General features: G+C 72.3%; 10 protein-coding genes. All 10 read left to right on the forward strand.

All coding sequences use genetic code 11. The features are described 5' to 3' along the window. Positions 1-26 precede the first annotated feature (26 nt). Positions 27-662: a winged helix-turn-helix domain-containing protein gene (locus ABZ794_RS01510; RefSeq protein ID WP_210780679.1), complete on the forward strand. Its 636-nt coding sequence runs from the start codon at positions 27-29 to the stop codon at positions 660-662. After that, complete coding sequence (locus tag ABZ794_RS01515) at positions 655-1,974, forward strand: MFS transporter (RefSeq protein ID WP_357513716.1); 1,320 nt, start codon at positions 655-657, stop codon at positions 1,972-1,974. Before ABZ794_RS01510 ends, ABZ794_RS01515 begins: the two co-directional genes overlap by 8 nt. Positions 1,975-2,097: 123 nt before the next feature. Continuing rightward, a complete protein-coding gene (locus ABZ794_RS01520) occupies positions 2,098-2,625 on the forward strand; it encodes a YbaK/EbsC family protein (RefSeq protein ID WP_238688340.1) in 528 nt (175 codons plus the stop codon). A gap of 140 nt (positions 2,626-2,765) precedes the next feature. After that, positions 2,766-3,809, forward strand: a complete 1,044-nt coding sequence (locus tag ABZ794_RS01525; protein WP_357513718.1) for a hypothetical protein — start codon at positions 2,766-2,768, stop codon at positions 3,807-3,809. A 155-nt stretch (positions 3,810-3,964) separates the two neighbouring features. Next, positions 3,965-7,198 (forward strand): non-ribosomal peptide synthetase, encoded by a 3,234-nt coding sequence (locus ABZ794_RS01530; RefSeq protein ID WP_210780676.1) that lies wholly within the window; start codon positions 3,965-3,967, stop codon positions 7,196-7,198. After that, the gene (locus tag ABZ794_RS01535) at positions 7,185-10,319 is read left to right on the forward strand and encodes a non-ribosomal peptide synthetase (RefSeq protein ID WP_210780675.1); all 3,135 of its coding nucleotides are present in this window, start codon (positions 7,185-7,187) and stop codon (positions 10,317-10,319) included. The genes ABZ794_RS01530 and ABZ794_RS01535 overlap by 14 nt, the downstream gene beginning before the upstream one ends. Positions 10,320-10,399: 80 nt before the next feature. Beyond that, on the forward strand, positions 10,400-11,113 hold the full coding sequence (locus tag ABZ794_RS01540) for an alpha/beta fold hydrolase (protein ID WP_357513720.1): 714 nt from the start codon (positions 10,400-10,402) through the stop codon (positions 11,111-11,113). 10 nt (positions 11,114-11,123) lie between these two features. Continuing rightward, positions 11,124-11,948: a mycofactocin-coupled SDR family oxidoreductase gene (locus tag ABZ794_RS01545; RefSeq protein WP_357514196.1), complete on the forward strand. Its 825-nt coding sequence runs from the start codon at positions 11,124-11,126 to the stop codon at positions 11,946-11,948. Between the two features lie 18 nt (positions 11,949-11,966). After that, on the forward strand, positions 11,967-14,840 hold the full coding sequence (locus tag ABZ794_RS01550; RefSeq protein ID WP_357513722.1) for an amino acid adenylation domain-containing protein: 2,874 nt from the start codon (positions 11,967-11,969) through the stop codon (positions 14,838-14,840). A 31-nt stretch (positions 14,841-14,871) separates the two neighbouring features. Continuing rightward, complete coding sequence (locus ABZ794_RS01555) at positions 14,872-15,072, forward strand: MbtH family NRPS accessory protein (protein WP_210780673.1); 201 nt, start codon at positions 14,872-14,874, stop codon at positions 15,070-15,072. Positions 15,073-15,112 lie beyond the last annotated feature (40 nt).

Genomic DNA, 15,112 nt, shown 5'->3' on the forward strand with positions numbered 1-15,112 from the left:
TTTCTTTTTTTAGATATCTTGAATAGATGGCGGACATTCCCGACCACCTGGATCTGACCGATCCACGCGTCATGCGGGGGCTGGCGCATCCGCTGCGCCTGGCCCTGCTCCGCCTGCTGGCACAGCAGGGCGCCGCCACCGCGACCGAACTCGCCGGGCAGCTCGGAGTCTCCGCACCCTCGGCCAGCTACCACCTGAGCCAGCTCGCCAAGTTCGGCTTCGTCGTCGACGCGCCCCGACCGGGCGGAGGACGCGATCGGCCCTGGCAGGCAGTCGCGCGTGGCTTCCGCTGGGCATCGGGTGCCAATTCCACCCCCGAGACCGCCGCGGCGGCAGCGGCCCTACGGCGCCAACTGACCGCGCACGGTCTGGCCGCGCTCTCCGAATACGAGACAGCGCAGGAGCGGTACCCCGGCTCCTGGCGGGAAGCGGCCTTCGTCATCACGGACACCGTTCTGCTCACCTCCGAGGAATTGACCGAGGTCGCGGAGGAAGTCAGGCAGGTGGTGGCCCGGGCACAGCGACGCCACGGCGGTGAGCGGGCGGGCGCGGCGGTCCGACCGGTGCGACTGTTCGCCTTCGGGGTGCCGGACGAGCCGCCACCCGTCGCCGACGAGGGCCAGCCGACCGTCACGCCCCGAGAGGAACCGTCCGATGACTGACCGCACCCCTCGCACCCGAGTTGGCGGCGACATCGCCGGCCTGCGATGGACGTACTGGACCTGCCATTTCCTCCGCTGGCTGCCCCTCGGTCTGGCCCTGCCCGTGCTGGCCCTGCTGCCGCTGGACCGGGGCCTGGGCCTCGGTCAGATCGGCGTGCTGTTCGGGGTCTACAACGCCACGTCGGCGCTCCTCGAGCTGCCGACCGGCACGCTGGCGGACGTGTTGGGCAACCGGCCGGTGCTGATCATCGCCGCGCTCCTCGAGACGGCCTTCTATCTGGGGTTCGCGCTGGCACCGACGATGGTGGCCCTCACTGTCGCGATGATCCTGGGCGGCATCGGCCGTGCGCTCGCCTCCGGCGCGCTCGAGGCGTGGTACGTCGACCGTGTCTACGCCCGGGAGCCGGCCGCCGACGTCCGTCCCGCCATCGGTGGCGCCATGTTCCTCACCAACGTGGCCGTGCTCATCGGATCCGGTGCCGCCGTCGGCGTGTCCCTCCTGCCGAAGGGGCAACTCCCCGTCGACCTCCCGACCTCGGCGTTGCCGTTCGTCCTGGCGGTGCTCTGCGGTCTGCTCCAGATCGTCGCGCTGCTCGCGCTGGTGCGCGGTGGCGAGGGCAGCAAGAGTGCCCGGGCCGGACTGGCCGAGCTGAGGAGCGTTCCCGGCGTCATCCGCGAGAGCGTGACCTTCTCGGTCCAGCGGGGGAACCTGCGCCTGATCCTCATCACGGGCCTCGCGGTCGGTGTCGGTATCGGTGCGGTGGAAGCGTTCTGGCAGCCAGCCCTCGCTGATCTCCTGGCCGATCCGTCGGCCACCACCACAATGGCCGGGCTGCTCGTCGCCGGCTCCACACTGGTCGGCGCCATCGGCTCGCTCATCGCCGCCCGGCTACCGGCCGCCGCCGCCCGCCGCGCGCGGATCGTCTGCGGGGCGCTCTTCACGCTCCTCGCCGCCGCGATCGTCGCGCTGGCCGTCGCTCCCACCTTCGCCGTCGCCGCGACCGCCTTCCTGTTCGTGTACCTGTTTCTGGAGTTGCGCGCCCCCCTCAACCAGACACTGCTGCATCGCGCCAGTCCCGCCGGCCGGCGGGCCAGCGTCCTGTCGGCGTACTCGATGAGCACCAGCGCCGGTGCGGTCATCGCCTCCTTCGGGTTCGGCGCGATCGTGGACAGCGTCGGCGTCGCCACGGTCTGGCTGTGCGCCGCCGCGGTCGTCGCGCTCGCGAGCGTGGCCTACCTACGGCTGACGCCCACTCCCCGGGTGCCCGACGCCCGGGGCACGACCGTCGCCGAGTCCGCACTTCCGCACTGACCAGGCGCGTCGGGCGTGCCCGACGAGTGCGGTATCGGCAGCACGATGTCGCCGTGAATGCGCCCCGATAGCGCCCCGGTCGACCGTTGGCGCAACGGCCGGGCTTACGGAAGGAGCCGCACCGTGAACGTGCAGGCCCGTCTCGACATCGACACTCCGACAGCGGGTGACCGGCAGACCGCGCATCATCGCCTGATGCAGCGGTTGCAGATCACGGGCACCCCCTTTCGGCTCATGCGTCACCGGGCCGAAGGATGCACCGAGCTGGTGAGTCGCCTCCGTCAACATGATCTCGCGCAGGCGGCCAAGTGCCTCGTGATCCGCGTCGGCCTGACCAAGCGGTCCCGACGTTACGTCCTCGCCGTGGTGCCCGGAGATCGCCGCGTCGACCTCGACGCGGTCCGGTGTCTGGCCGGCGGCACCAAGGCGCTGTTCGCCCAGCGGGACGTCGCCGAACGCCTCGCGGGCAGTGTCAGCGGATCCATCATCCCGTTCGCCTTCGACCCGGAACTCGATCTGATCGTCGACCGAAATCTGGTCCTGCAGGACGAGCTGTACTTCAACGCCGGGCGGCTCGACCTGTCGATGGCGCTGCGGACGGCGGACTATCTCGCCCTGGCCCGGCCCAGGATCGCACGGATCGCCACCTGAGCGGCCCATCCGCCATCGGACCGAAGGACTCCCATGAACGAGTACGAGCGGGGGCCGCTCAGCCTCCTGCACGCGCACCGACCAGGCGACCCTACGCCGGCCTGGACCGCCACGAACACCACCCACCCGGGAGCGGCGGCATGACCGACCTGCCCCGCGTCGGTGTGCTCCACGCCCCTCGTAGCGCCGCGGGCCTCGGCGACATCGAACGGGCCGCCGGAAGCCGGTGCCGCCCGGTCATCCTCATCGACGCGCGGGACGCCCGCGAACATCCCGCCAGCGTGCGTGCCGCGGCGACGCGCTTTCCCGTCGCGGTGGCCACCAGCGACAGTCTGCCGCAGATCGTGGCCCGACTGGACCTGCGCGGCGTGACCACGTTCCACGACGCGCGACTGGAACAGGCGGACCGGATCGCGCGGCAGCTCGGCGCGCCCCGGATGACCATCGAGGGATGCTGGGACCGGCTCGCCGTCCGTACCACCCTGGCCCGGCATGGACTCAGCGCTATCGTGAGCCAACCGGTCGACACACCGGACGATCTTCGCCGTATCGTCGCGGCGTCGAGCGGCGTCCGCGTGCTCCGGTCCCGGCAGCACCAGGCCGCCGGGAGGGCGTCGCTGATCGCCGACGCCGCTGACGTCCAGCGTGAGATCGCCCGTCGACGCCGATGGAGCGGCCTGCTGCTCGAGACGCGCCCGTCGCCTCTCGGTCGGCAGGTCGCGGCGGGGTGCGTGGCGTCCATCTCGGTGCTGACCGTCAACGAGCACCGGGCGCACCACCACCTCGGCCTCTGGGACAACATCGCGACGGGTGCCCCCTTCGGGGTCGACAGCCGGCTCGCCGCGACCGTCACCCGTCCCACCCGGCTCCCGGAGCACCAGCGGACCGTGCTGACCCGGTTCGTCAGCCGGTGCCTCGACGTGTTGGGCGTGCGGTGGCGGGTCGCGCACACCGAACTCGCCTTGACGCCCCAGGGCATCGAGGTCCTGGACGTGGACGTGTGCCCCGGCGCGCGACTCACGCGCCACCTCGGCTGCTCCGGCGCGGACCTCGTCGCCGACGCGCTCACCCTGGCGATCGGCGCCTGGCCGGTGGCCAGGGAGGTGGACGGGCGGTACGCCCGGCCCGGATGCCGGCGCGAAAGCCGACCGATGGCGATCCGAATGCACCAGGGCGTGGGCTAGGCCACGCCGCGTCGGCGATCCGATCCGCACGGCGCGGGGCAGCCCCACGAGTCGATGGAAGGACACCGATGGCGATACCGGCCGAAACGCTGAGCCCAGCCGCCGCAGCACGGGACGCCGAACCGTCCCCACGCGACTGGTCCTTCACGAGATGGTTGGCAGCCGGATCCGGGCCGACGGTGCCGGACCAGCCCGCCCACCTGCTGCACGATCTCATCAGCCGCCAGGCGCTGGCGACTCCCGACGCCACCGCCGTCGTGTCCGAGGACCGCAGCCTCAGCTACGCCCACCTGGAGTCCTGGGCCAACTCGTGGGCCGCGCGGCTCCGGGACGAGTACGGCGTCGGGCGCGGTCAGATCGTCGCCGTCTGCGCACCACGGTCCGTCGAGCTCAGCGTGGCGCTCCTGGCCATTCTCAAGAGTGGGGCGGCCTACCTGCCCATCGCCGTGGACTGCCCGGACGAGCGGGCCCGGTACATGCTCGAGGAGTCGCGGGCAGCGGTGGTGCTGGCGCCGGAGCCCTTGGGCCGCCGCTTCGCGGGGACGCTGCCCGTGGTGCCTCTCGATGGCGAGCCCCGGCGGCACGAGCCGGTCGAGTTCGTCCGCCCCGGCGACAGCGATCCCACCGATCCGGCGTACGTCATCTACACCTCCGGTTCGACGGGCCGCCCGAAGGGCGCCGTGCTGAGCCACGCCGGTGTCGTCAACCGGCTGCTCTGGATGCGCCGGGCGTACGACATCCGGGCGACCGACCGGATCCTGCAGAAGACGCCGTACACCTTCGACGTCTCGGTCTGGGAGTTCTTCCTGCCGCTGCTGAGCGGCGCGACCCTCGTCTCCGCCCGTCCGGAGGGTCACCACGACCCAAGGTACCTGTCGGACCTCATCCGGCGGGAGGCGATCACCATCGTGCACTTCGTGCCCGCCATGCTGACGCCGTTCCTCGACGAACCCGGGGTCGGCGGCTGCGGGTCGCTTCGCCACGTCTTCTGCAGCGGCGAGGCGCTGCCCCGGCATACCCAGGACCGCTGTCTCGATCTCCTCGACACCGAGCTGCACAACCTGTACGGCCCGACCGAGGCGTCGATCGACGTCACCGCGTGGACCTGCCAGCGCGACGACAGCCGGCGGTACGTCCCGATCGGCCGACCCATCGACAACATGTTCGCGCTCGTCCTCGACGAGGATCTGCGCCCGGTCCCGGACGGTCAGGTCGGGGAGTTGTACCTCGGCGGCGTGGGCCTCGCGACCGGTTACCTCGCCCGCAGCGAGTTGACCCGGGAAGTCTTCCTGCCCAGTCCGCTCCCCGACGGACCGGACCGGATCTACCGCACGGGGGATCTGGTCCGCCGGCACCCGGACGGCGAGTTGGAGTACTGCGGCCGACGTGACCGGCAGGTCAAGGTGCGGGGTTTCCGCATCGAGCTCGGCGAGGTCGAGAGCCGGCTGTGCGACGTGCCCGAGGTCGTCGAGGCCATCGTCAGCACCGAGAAGACCTCCGGCGGGGCCGACCGGCTGATCGCCTTCCTGCGCCTGCGACCGGGTGCCACGGTCAGCCTCGGCGGCCTGCGCGACGCCCTCGCCGTCCACCTGCCGGAATACATGATCCCGTCGTCGATCCGGCTGGTCGACCGGGTGCCGGTCACCGCCAACGGCAAGGCGGATCTCCCTGCCCTGCATCGGACGGCGGGGCCTCCGCTGGCAGCGGAAGCCCCGTGGACCGCGCCCCGCGACGAGACGGAACAGACGCTGGTCGACCTGTGGGCGACGGTGCTGGACGTTGACCCCGTCGGGGTGCACGACGACTTCTTCGAGCTGGGCGGTGACTCGCTGCTCGGGCTGCGGGTGATCAGTCTTGCCCGGGACGCCGGGCTCCGGCTCACCACCGACGACCTGTTCACCCTGCGGACCGTGGCCCGACTGGCGCCGATCGTCCAGGGTCGCCAGGTCCTCGCCGTCGACCAGGAGCCCGCGTACGGGACGGCGCCGCTGACCCCGATCCAACGGAGATTCCTCGAGTACGACATGGCGGTGCCCGACCACTGGTCGATGCCGTTGGTGCTGGACGCGTCGGACCCGATCGACGTACCGGCGGCCCGGACCGCGTTGCACGCGGTGCTGGCACACCACGACGCGCTCCGTACCCGCCTCGACGCGACCGGAACGCAGACCATCCGCCCGATCGCGCCCGACGCGCCGCTCGACGTGGTCGAGTTCGGGGTCGGGTCCGACCGGCACGCCCAGCTCACCGCCTGGATCACCACCGCCAGCGGGATGCTCGACGTCGGCGCCGGCCGCCTGGTACGCGCCGCGGTGCTGCGCCATTCCGAGGGCGACCGGCTCGTCCTCGCCCTGCACCACGTCGTCATGGACGGGGTCTCCTGGCGGATCCTGGCCGACGACCTCGACGCCGCCTACCGCGCCGCCCGTGCGGGACGCCCGGCCGACCTGCCGGCGCGCACCAACTCGATCCTCGACTGGGCGCGAGCGTTGACGCCGCTCACCGCCGGCCCCGCCCTGGCGGCGGACCGGCGCTACTGGAGCACCCAGTACTTTCCACCGGTCGGCCCGCAATGGCCGGGTCCGGGCACCGGCACGTCGGGATCGGCCCGACGACACACCGCCACCCTCGCCCCGGCCACCACCCAGCACCTGCTGCGGGACACGACCCGCGTCCTGGGCGCACGGATCGACGAGGTGCTCGTCGCCGCCCTCTGGCTGGCCGTCCGCGAGAACCACGGCACGGAGGGCCTGTTCATCGATCTCGAGGGCCACGGCCGCGACCACCTGACCGACGACCTCGACGTGTCACGGACGGTCGGCTGGTTCACCAGCATCTTTCCCGTCCACTTCGAGGCCTCGGCCGACGCCGGTCCACTGGAGGTCCTCCGGGCGGTCCGCGCGCGACTGCGCCGGATCCCACACCGGGGCAGCGGGTACGGCATGCTGCGGTACCAGGCCGCCGACCCCGACCTCCGCGCCGAGCTGGCAGCCCTGCCCACCCCGACCGTCAAGTTCAACTATCTCGGTCGTTTCGACGACCACCGGGGGACCGCGCTGAGCGTCGCGCCCGTGCAGGTGGCACTGGACTCGGCGGAGCGGAACGTGCGTTCCCACCGACTCGACGTCGTCGGTCTCGTGTCGACCGAGGGCCTCCGGACCGAGTGGGAGCACGTGCCCGAGCTGGACGACCCGGTCACCGTGCGGAACCTCGCCAGCGCGTTCAACCGCCACCTGCACGCGTTCTGCGACGCGGCGGACGAGACCCAGCGGGCCAGCGGGGACATCGCGGTCGACCCCGGTCGCCTCGGGCTCGATGCCGGGGACCTGAGCACCATCGCGGCGGCCATCGCCCGGATCGACGGAGGGGACGACGATGCCCACGCTTGAGGCCGTCAACGAGTTGACCCGCACCCAGCACGGCATGTTGGTGCACTGTCTGAGCGAGCCCGACGCCGACCACTACCTGGTGCAGGCCTTCCGCGACCTGACCGGACCGGTCGATCTGCGACTGCTGCGCCGCGCCGTCGAACTCCTGCACGAGCTGCACCCAGCCCTGCGCAGCGCGTTCATGTGGCAGGGCATCAAGCAGCCCGTCCAGGTGGTGACCAGCCGGGTACGCCCCGACTACACCGAACTGGACCTCACCCCCTACGGTGCGGATCCGCAGGACCAGCGGTGGCGGGACCTGCTGGGCGCCGACCGGAGCCGTGGCCTGCGCCTGGACGCGCCGACGCCGTGCCGGTGGACCGTCGTCCGTCTCGGCCCCGAGCGGCTGCGGATCCTCTTCACCCACCACCACCTCCTGCTGGACGGCATCAGTCTCGCCCTCGCATGGCGGGACCTCGCCCAGACGTACGCGCACCTGTGCGATCCGCAGCAACCGATGCCCGGGGCGCGACCACCGGTGCACGCCCTGCTCGCCTGGCGCGACGGCCGGGACCGGTGGTCCGAGGAGCTGTTCTGGCAGGACCAGCTGCGGGACCTCGACACCCGTGAGATCGAGATCGGGCAACTGGAACGCCGCACCGACGAGGGCTGGGGAGAGGAGCGGCACGCCCTGCCCGAGCGGCTGCTCGGTTCGTTGCGGACACTCGCCCGCACGCGTCAGGTGTCCCTGAACTCCGTCCTGCACGCGGCCTGGTGCATCCAGGTGGCCAGGTACACCGACGCGGACGATGTCGTCGTCGGCACCGTCTTCGCCGGTCGACCGGACGCGCTGGCCGATGCGCAGCAGATGGTGGGCACGTTCCTCAACACCCTGCCGCTGCGGCTCCGCGTCCCGGGTGACGCCACCGCCGTGGCTCTCATCCAGGCGGTGCACGACCGGCTCACCGAGCTGCGCGCGTACCAGGACACCTCGCTGTCGGAGGCGCTGCAGTTCGCCGGCCTACCGACCGGGCGGCTGGTCTTCGACTCGATAGTGGTGTCCGAGAGCTATCCGCTGGCGGACCCGGCCGAGTGGGGCACCGCGCGGTCCACCCCCGGCGAGGTGCTGGAGAGCCCGCACTTCCCCCTGACGCTCGTGCTGCGCCCCGAGGCGGGCGAGGTGGTGCTGCGGCACGACGGGCGACGGTTCACCAGCCTCGTGGCGCGGCGGATCCTGGACCACTTCCTGACCCTGCTCGAAACCCTGACGACGGCCGATCCCGACACCCCGGTCCGGGAGCTGGCCATGCTCCCCGAGCACGAGCGGCGCGACCTGGAGAGGCACGCGGGGCGGCCCGCCGCTGGCACCTGGCGGACCCCGATGCCCGAGGCGTTCGCCGCCTCCGTCGGTCGTACCCCTGATGCCGTCGCCGTGCGCGACGGCGACCGTATGATCACCTACCGCCAGTTGGCCGAGCGTGCCGACCGCCTGGCAGCGGGCCTGATCGAACGTGGCGTCCGGCCCGGGTCCGTGGTGGCCGTGAGCCTTGCGCCCAGCATGGCGGCGGTGGTGACTGTGCTGGCGGTCTGGCGAGCCGGGGCGGTCTACCTTCCCCTGGACCCGGGTCAGCCGGAAGAGCGCCTACGGTTCATCGTCCGCGACGCCGGGGCGGTGCTGGTGGTGACGGGTGACCGGCCCGGGTGGGCGGACGACCTGCCCGTGGTCCGACCCGACCTGGTGACGACCACCGGACCGACCACCGGGGACGTGGTGACCGACCCGCAGGACGTCGCCTACATCATCTACACCTCCGGGTCGACCGGTGAGCCCAAGGGCGTGCGGGTCCAGCACGGCCCACTGGCCCACTACGTGTGGTGGGCGGTCGACCGGTACCTCACCGGGGCCGACGGCGGCGTGCCGCTGCACTCGTCGCTGGCCTTCGACCTCGGCCTGACCAGCCTCCTTTGTCCGCTGGCGGCAGGCCGGACGATCGTGGTGGCGCCGCCCGAGGGCCTGGCGGACCTGCTCGCCGGCCACCACCGGTTCGCCTTCGTCAAGGTGACGCCCGCCCACCTGGGCCTGCTCTCCACCTGGCCGGGCGTCGCGCGTGCCGCGGCGACCGCTCGGACCTGGGTCGTCGGTGGGGAGGCCCTGCACCACGAGCAGACGGCGCCCTGGCTGCGGGCCGCGCCGGAAACCGTCATGATCAACGAGTACGGGCCCACCGAGGCCGTCGTCGGTTGCTGCGTGCACACCGTGACCTCGCCCCCGGACAGCGGTCCGGTGCCCATCGGGCGACCCATCGACGGTGCCCGCCTCTACGTCCTCGACCGCTCGGGTCACCCCACGCCGATCGGGATGCCCGGTGAGCTCCACATCGCCGGCCCGGCGCTCGCCGCCGGATACGTCAACCGTCCCGAACTGACCGCCCAGCGCTTCCTGGCCGACTGCACCGGCCAGCCCGGTCGGATGTACCGCACCGGCGACCTGGCCTGCCTGACGCCCGACGGCACGCTGCACTACCTGGGCCGTCGCGACGACCAGGTGAAGATCCGTGGTTATCGCGTGGAACTGGGGGAGATCGAGGCCAGGACGCGGGCCACCGGCCACGTCGGCGAGTGCAAGGTGATGCTGCGGCGGGACCCGGAGGGCCAGGAACGGCTCGTGTCGTACGTCGTGCCGACGGGCGACCGGCTCGACGAGACCGCGCTGCGGGAACTGCTCGCCAGAAACCTGCCCGCCTACATGCTCCCGGAGCGGGTGGTCCGGTTGGCGACGATGCCGCTGACCCGCAACGGGAAGGTCGACGTCGCAGCCCTGCCGTCTCCCGAGTGGACCACCGAACGCGCGGCCACGTCGCCGCCGCGAACAGCGACCGAGCGGCTCGTCGCCGACATCTGGGCGCGGCTGCTCGGCGTGGGATCGGTCGGCTCGGACGACGACTTCTTCTGCCTGGGTGGTCACTCCCTCCTCGCCGCCCGGGTGGTCAACGACGTGCAGGCCGGCAGCGGGGTCTGGCTACCGGTGAGCAAGATCTTTCAGCTGCGTACCGTTGCCGAGCTCGCCGCCTGGATCGACGCGGAAGGTGCCGCCGACCCGGCTCCGCCGGCCATCGTCCGGATCGCGCGACGGGCCAGATGACGGCGCGATCTCCGTACACCTGAGCAGGTTGCGGGCGCCGGGACCGGCGCCTGCTGCCCCGAGGAAGAGAGGCGCATGTTGTGGGCGAGACCACGCTGATCTGTCTGCCCTTCGCTGGAGCCGGCGCGGCGTTCTTCCGGCCCTGGCAGCGGCAGGCCCCGCAGGGTCTGCGCATCCTGCCGGTCCAGCTCCCCGGCCGGGAGGAACGCTTCGTGGAGCCGCCGCACACGGACGCGGCGCAAGCCACCGACGAGGCGTGCGCCCTGGTGACCGGTCATCTCGCCGCCGGGGCGCCCGTCGCCGTGTTCGGGCACAGCATGGGCGCCGTGCTCGCGTACGAACTCGCGCATCGGCTGGAGGCCGCCGCCGGCGTGCGCCTGGAACGGCTCTTCGTCAGCGGCTCACCCGGACCGTGGTCGGGGCGTACCGAGTGGGTGGGCGATCTACCCGAGGAACAGTTCCTCGCGAAGGTCCGCGTCATCGCCGGCTACGCCCACGCAGCCCTCGACGACCCCGAGATGAGGGAGCTGCTGCTGCCCACGCTCCGGGCGGACGTACGCCTGCACGAGTCCTACCGTCCCACCTCGGACCGCAGGCTCAGGACGCCGATCAGTGCGCTGCGGGGCCGGCAGGACGGGCTGGTCAGCGCGGCCCAGATCACCCAGTGGGCGGAGGCCACCGCCGGCGGGCTCCGCACGTCGGAACTCGACGGGGGCCACATGTACCTCACCGAGCAGCCCGGTCAACTGCTCGACCTGATCGCCGCGGAACTTCGTACGGTCGAGGTCGGGTGAGGCGGTGACCATGCGACTTGCCGGCCGGACCGCGCTGATCACCGGGGCCGCCCGCGGACTGGGGCGGGCCGTCGCGGTCGCCTTCGCCCGGGAGGGGGCCGACCTCGCCCTGCTCGACATCGCCGCGGACCTGCCCGGAGTTCCGTACCCGTTGGGCTCGGCCAGTCAGCTCGCCTGTACCGCGGACCTCTGCCGGGAAGCGGGTGCCGGCGTGCTCACCGGCACGGTAGACGTACGTGACCTGGCGCAGGTCGAGCAGGCCGTGGCGGAGGCGGTGGGGCGCTTCGGTGAGCTCGACGTCCTCGTCACCAATGCGGGAATCGCTGCTCCTTCGGGACGTGCCGCACACGAGATCACCGAGCGGGAGTGGCAGTTGATGATCGACGTGGACCTCAGCGGGGCCTGGCGGACCATCCGAGCGGTCGGCGGCCGGATGTCCGAGCGCGGCTCGGGCAGCATCATCAACATCGCCTCCACGGCCGGCCTGGTCGGCTACCGACACTTCGCGGGTTACGTGGCTGCCAAACACGGGATCATCGGGCTCACCAAGGCCGTCGCGTTGGACTACGCGCCGCGCCGGGTCCGGGTCAACGCGCTCTGCCCGGGATCGGTGCGCGATGACCCGCGCGTGGAGGGACGGATGCTCGCCGAGATCGCGCGGTCCCTCGACGTACCGGTCGCCGAGCACGAGGAGACGTTCGTCCAGGCGCAGCCGATGAACACGCTCATCGAGCCCGACGACGTCGCCGGCGCCGCCCTCTGGCTCGCGTCGGACGAATCACGCCAGGTGACCGGCAGTGTCCTGACCGTCGACGGCGGCTTCACCGCCCGCTGACCCGTGGAGCTGAGCAGAGTGACCCCATCGTTCACGCAACCCGGCTTCGCCCGGATCGTCGGGGTGGACACCCCGGAGTCCGCGCTCTGTCACGCGCTTGCGGTGCGGCTCACCGAGGACGTCGACGCCGAAGCGCTACGCCACCGGTTCGATACGGCCGTGCGGCGGTGGTGGCCCGGTCCCGCCGACCGTACGCCCACGCTGTGGAGCGAAGCGGTGCCGTCGGCCCGGGGCACCCCACTCGCCCGGCACCGGCTGCGTACCGAGATGCATCGACCGGTGAGCCGGACCGGACCCGTACTGCGCGCGGTGGTGCTGACCTACGCCGACGCCTCGCGCGACCTCGTACTGACCGGCCATCGCGGCACGCTGGACCCGCCCTCGCTGCGCGTGCTGGCCGAGGTGCTCACCGGGCGGCGCAGTCCGGACCCACTGACCGCGCAACCGCTGCCCGCCGAGGTGACAGCTACCCCCCGCCGTACGCCGAGCGGAGGTCGCCGGGTGGAGTGGGGGATGGGCGACGCCCAGGCCGGCGACCGGACGGACGTCTTCCGGCTTCCCCTCGGGGCCGCCGCCGGCGACCCGCTCACGAGCCTGAGCGCGGCGGCGGTCGTGGTTCTCAGCCGGTACGAGGGGCGGGAGGTGGTGCGCACCGGACGGGTGCGGTCCCCGGCTTCCCGGGCGTCGGAGGCACTCGGCGCCTTCGACGAGGTGGCAGTGCTGACGGTCGACCTGTCCCGGGTCCGCTCGAACGAGGACCTGCTCGACTCGCTCTCGACCTCGCCGGACGTGTCCCCGCAGGACACAGCGGAACGGAGGCCGGACGTCGGGGTGCTGGAGGTCGCCGCCGCGGCGGGAGAGGCGGACATCCCCGCCGAACTCCCCTGTCAGAGCGCGCTCTTTCCGCTCACCCTGGTCCTGGCCCCCGGGGCGGACGGCACGACGGACGTGGAGGTCCGGCACCAGGTCCGGCACGTCGGCGCGGCGGCGGCACGCGCCTACGCCGAGTGCGTCGCCCTCGTGCACCGACAGCTCACCGAGCGCCCCGACGGCCTGGTACGCGACCTCGACCTGCTCGACGCCGAAGCGGGGGCACGCCAACTGGCCCTCGGGCTGGCACCCGAGAGCGCGCCGCCGCGCCCGCGTCGGATCGACGCGCTCTTCGACGAGTGGGCGGAGCGCCACCCCGGCGCCGTCGCGCTCCGTCGCGGCGACGCTGCCCTGACGTACGGGCAGCTCCGCGAGCGGGCCGACCTCGTCGCCGCGGGGCTACGCCTGCGGGGAGTGCGGCCCGGCGACCACGTCGGCATCTGCCTCGACCGGTCCCTGGACCTCGTCGTGACTATGTTGGCGGTGCTCAAAGCCGACGCGGTGTACGTCCCGATGGACCCGAGCCACCCCCCGCAACGGCGCGCCCACATCGTGCGGGACGCCGGTCTCCGCGTCGTCGTGTCAGACCTGCCGGACTTCCCCGGCGGCGACGGGTCGGTCCTGGGCGTGGCGGAGCTGGTCCGGGCAGGCGGCGCGGGCGGGCCGGCCGTCCCGCGGCGAGGGCCGGGAGACGCGGCGTACGTCATCTACACCTCCGGATCGACCGGCCGCCCCAAGGGGGTCGAGGTTCCGCACCGCAACGTCACGGGCCTGGTGGCCGCCACCCGGGACGATTTCGCGTTGCATCCCGACGACACGTGGACGCTCTTCCACTCCAGCGCGTTCGACTTCTCCGTCTGGGAGATCTGGGGGGCGCTGCTCACCGGGGCGACACTCGTGGTGGTGCCCTACGACGTCAGCCGATCGCCAACCGAGTTCCACGAGTTGCTGGTGCGCGAGCGGGTGACGGTTCTCAACCAGACGCCGTCGGCGTTCGGCCAGCTCATGGAGGCGGACCGGCGCAGCGCGGCACCCCTGGCGGTGCGCCTCGTCGTGTTCGGCGGCGAGCCGTTGGACACTCGCGTCCTGCTGGGCTGGTTCGACCGGTACCCGGAGGACCGCTGCCGGTTGGTGAACATGTTCGGGATCACCGAAACCACCGTGCACGCGACAGCCCAGACCGTGACCCGGCGGGAGGCGTTGGCCGGGACCCGATCGGTGGGCCGGGCGCTGCCCGGATGGCGGCTGTACGTGCTCGACCCACAGGGTCGGCCGGTGCCCACCGGGGTGACCGGTGAGATCTGGGTGGGTGGCGCGGGAGTCGCGTCCGGATACCTGGGGCTCCCGGAACTCACCGCCGAACGGTTCCAGCCCGATCCGTTTCTCGAAGGCCGCCGGTACCGCAGCGGCGACCTCGGCAGGTTCCGGCCCGATGGCTCCCTGGAGCACCTGGGGCGGCTCGACGATCAGGTCAAGGTGCGGGGGTTCCGAGTCGAGTTGGACGAGATCCGGAACGTGCTGCTGGACGACCGGGCCGTCCGGGCGGCTGCGGTGCTGGTCAGCGGCGATGCGCTGAAGGACGCCGCCACGGTCCGCATCGACGCCTATGTCGTGCTCGATGGCCAGGACACCGAGGCGGTTCGCCGGCGGGCGTCGAGGATCCTGCCGGAATACATGGTGCCGACCACGCTCACCGCACTCGACGCGCTGCCGCTGACCGGCAACGGCAAGCTCGACCCCGACCGGCTTCCCGCGCCGGCCACGCCTGCCCCGCCGCCGAAGGCCACGGCGGGGAAGCCCGCGGGGCTGTCCGGAGACCTCGCCGAGGTGTGGGAGTCGGTGCTGGGCGTGTCGGTGGGGCTCGACGACAACTTCTTCGCGCTCGGCGGCAACTCGCTCTACGCGGTGCGGATCGGGTCGGCGATGCGGGAGCGCGGGCTGCCCGCGCTCTCGATGCGCCAGCTCTACCTGACGCCGACCGTTCGCGCGCTGGCCGCCGATCTCGACCAGCAGCGGTCCTGACCCCCCAACGAGGAGAGAGAGGCACGTCGCCATGTCCCAGAGCGAGCCGACACATCAGGTGGTCCGCAACGACGAGGGGCAGTACTCGGTCTGGCCAACTGAGCACGAGCCCCCGCGCGGATGGCGGGTCGAGGGCTTCTCCGGTAGCCGGGACGACTGTCTGGCACATGTGGAGCAGGTGTGGACCGACCTGCGGCCGGTCAGCCTGCGCGAGCGGATGGGGCCGTCCTGACCGCGGTCACGGTGTCGCCGGCATCCACCGGTGCCGGCGA

It is taken from the genome of Micromonospora sp. NPDC047187 (assembly GCF_040643355.1).
Taxonomy (GTDB): domain Bacteria; phylum Actinomycetota; class Actinomycetes; order Mycobacteriales; family Micromonosporaceae; genus Micromonospora; species Micromonospora salmantinae.

What these genes read in the sequence shown, in the direction of transcription:
- ABZ794_RS01510 (WP_210780679.1), top strand. Translation starts at nt 27, where the DNA reads ATGGCGGACATTCCCGACCACCTGGATCTGACCGATCCACGCGTCATG.
- ABZ794_RS01515 (WP_357513716.1), top strand. Translation starts at nt 655, where the DNA reads ATGACTGACCGCACCCCTCGCACCCGAGTTGGCGGCGACATCGCCGGC.
- ABZ794_RS01525 (WP_357513718.1), top strand. Translation starts at nt 2,766, where the DNA reads ATGACCGACCTGCCCCGCGTCGGTGTGCTCCACGCCCCTCGTAGCGCC.
- ABZ794_RS01535 (WP_210780675.1), top strand. Translation starts at nt 7,185, where the DNA reads ATGCCCACGCTTGAGGCCGTCAACGAGTTGACCCGCACCCAGCACGGC.
- ABZ794_RS01545 (WP_357514196.1), top strand. Translation starts at nt 11,124, where the DNA reads ATGCGACTTGCCGGCCGGACCGCGCTGATCACCGGGGCCGCCCGCGGA.
- ABZ794_RS01555 (WP_210780673.1), top strand. Translation starts at nt 14,872, where the DNA reads ATGTCCCAGAGCGAGCCGACACATCAGGTGGTCCGCAACGACGAGGGG.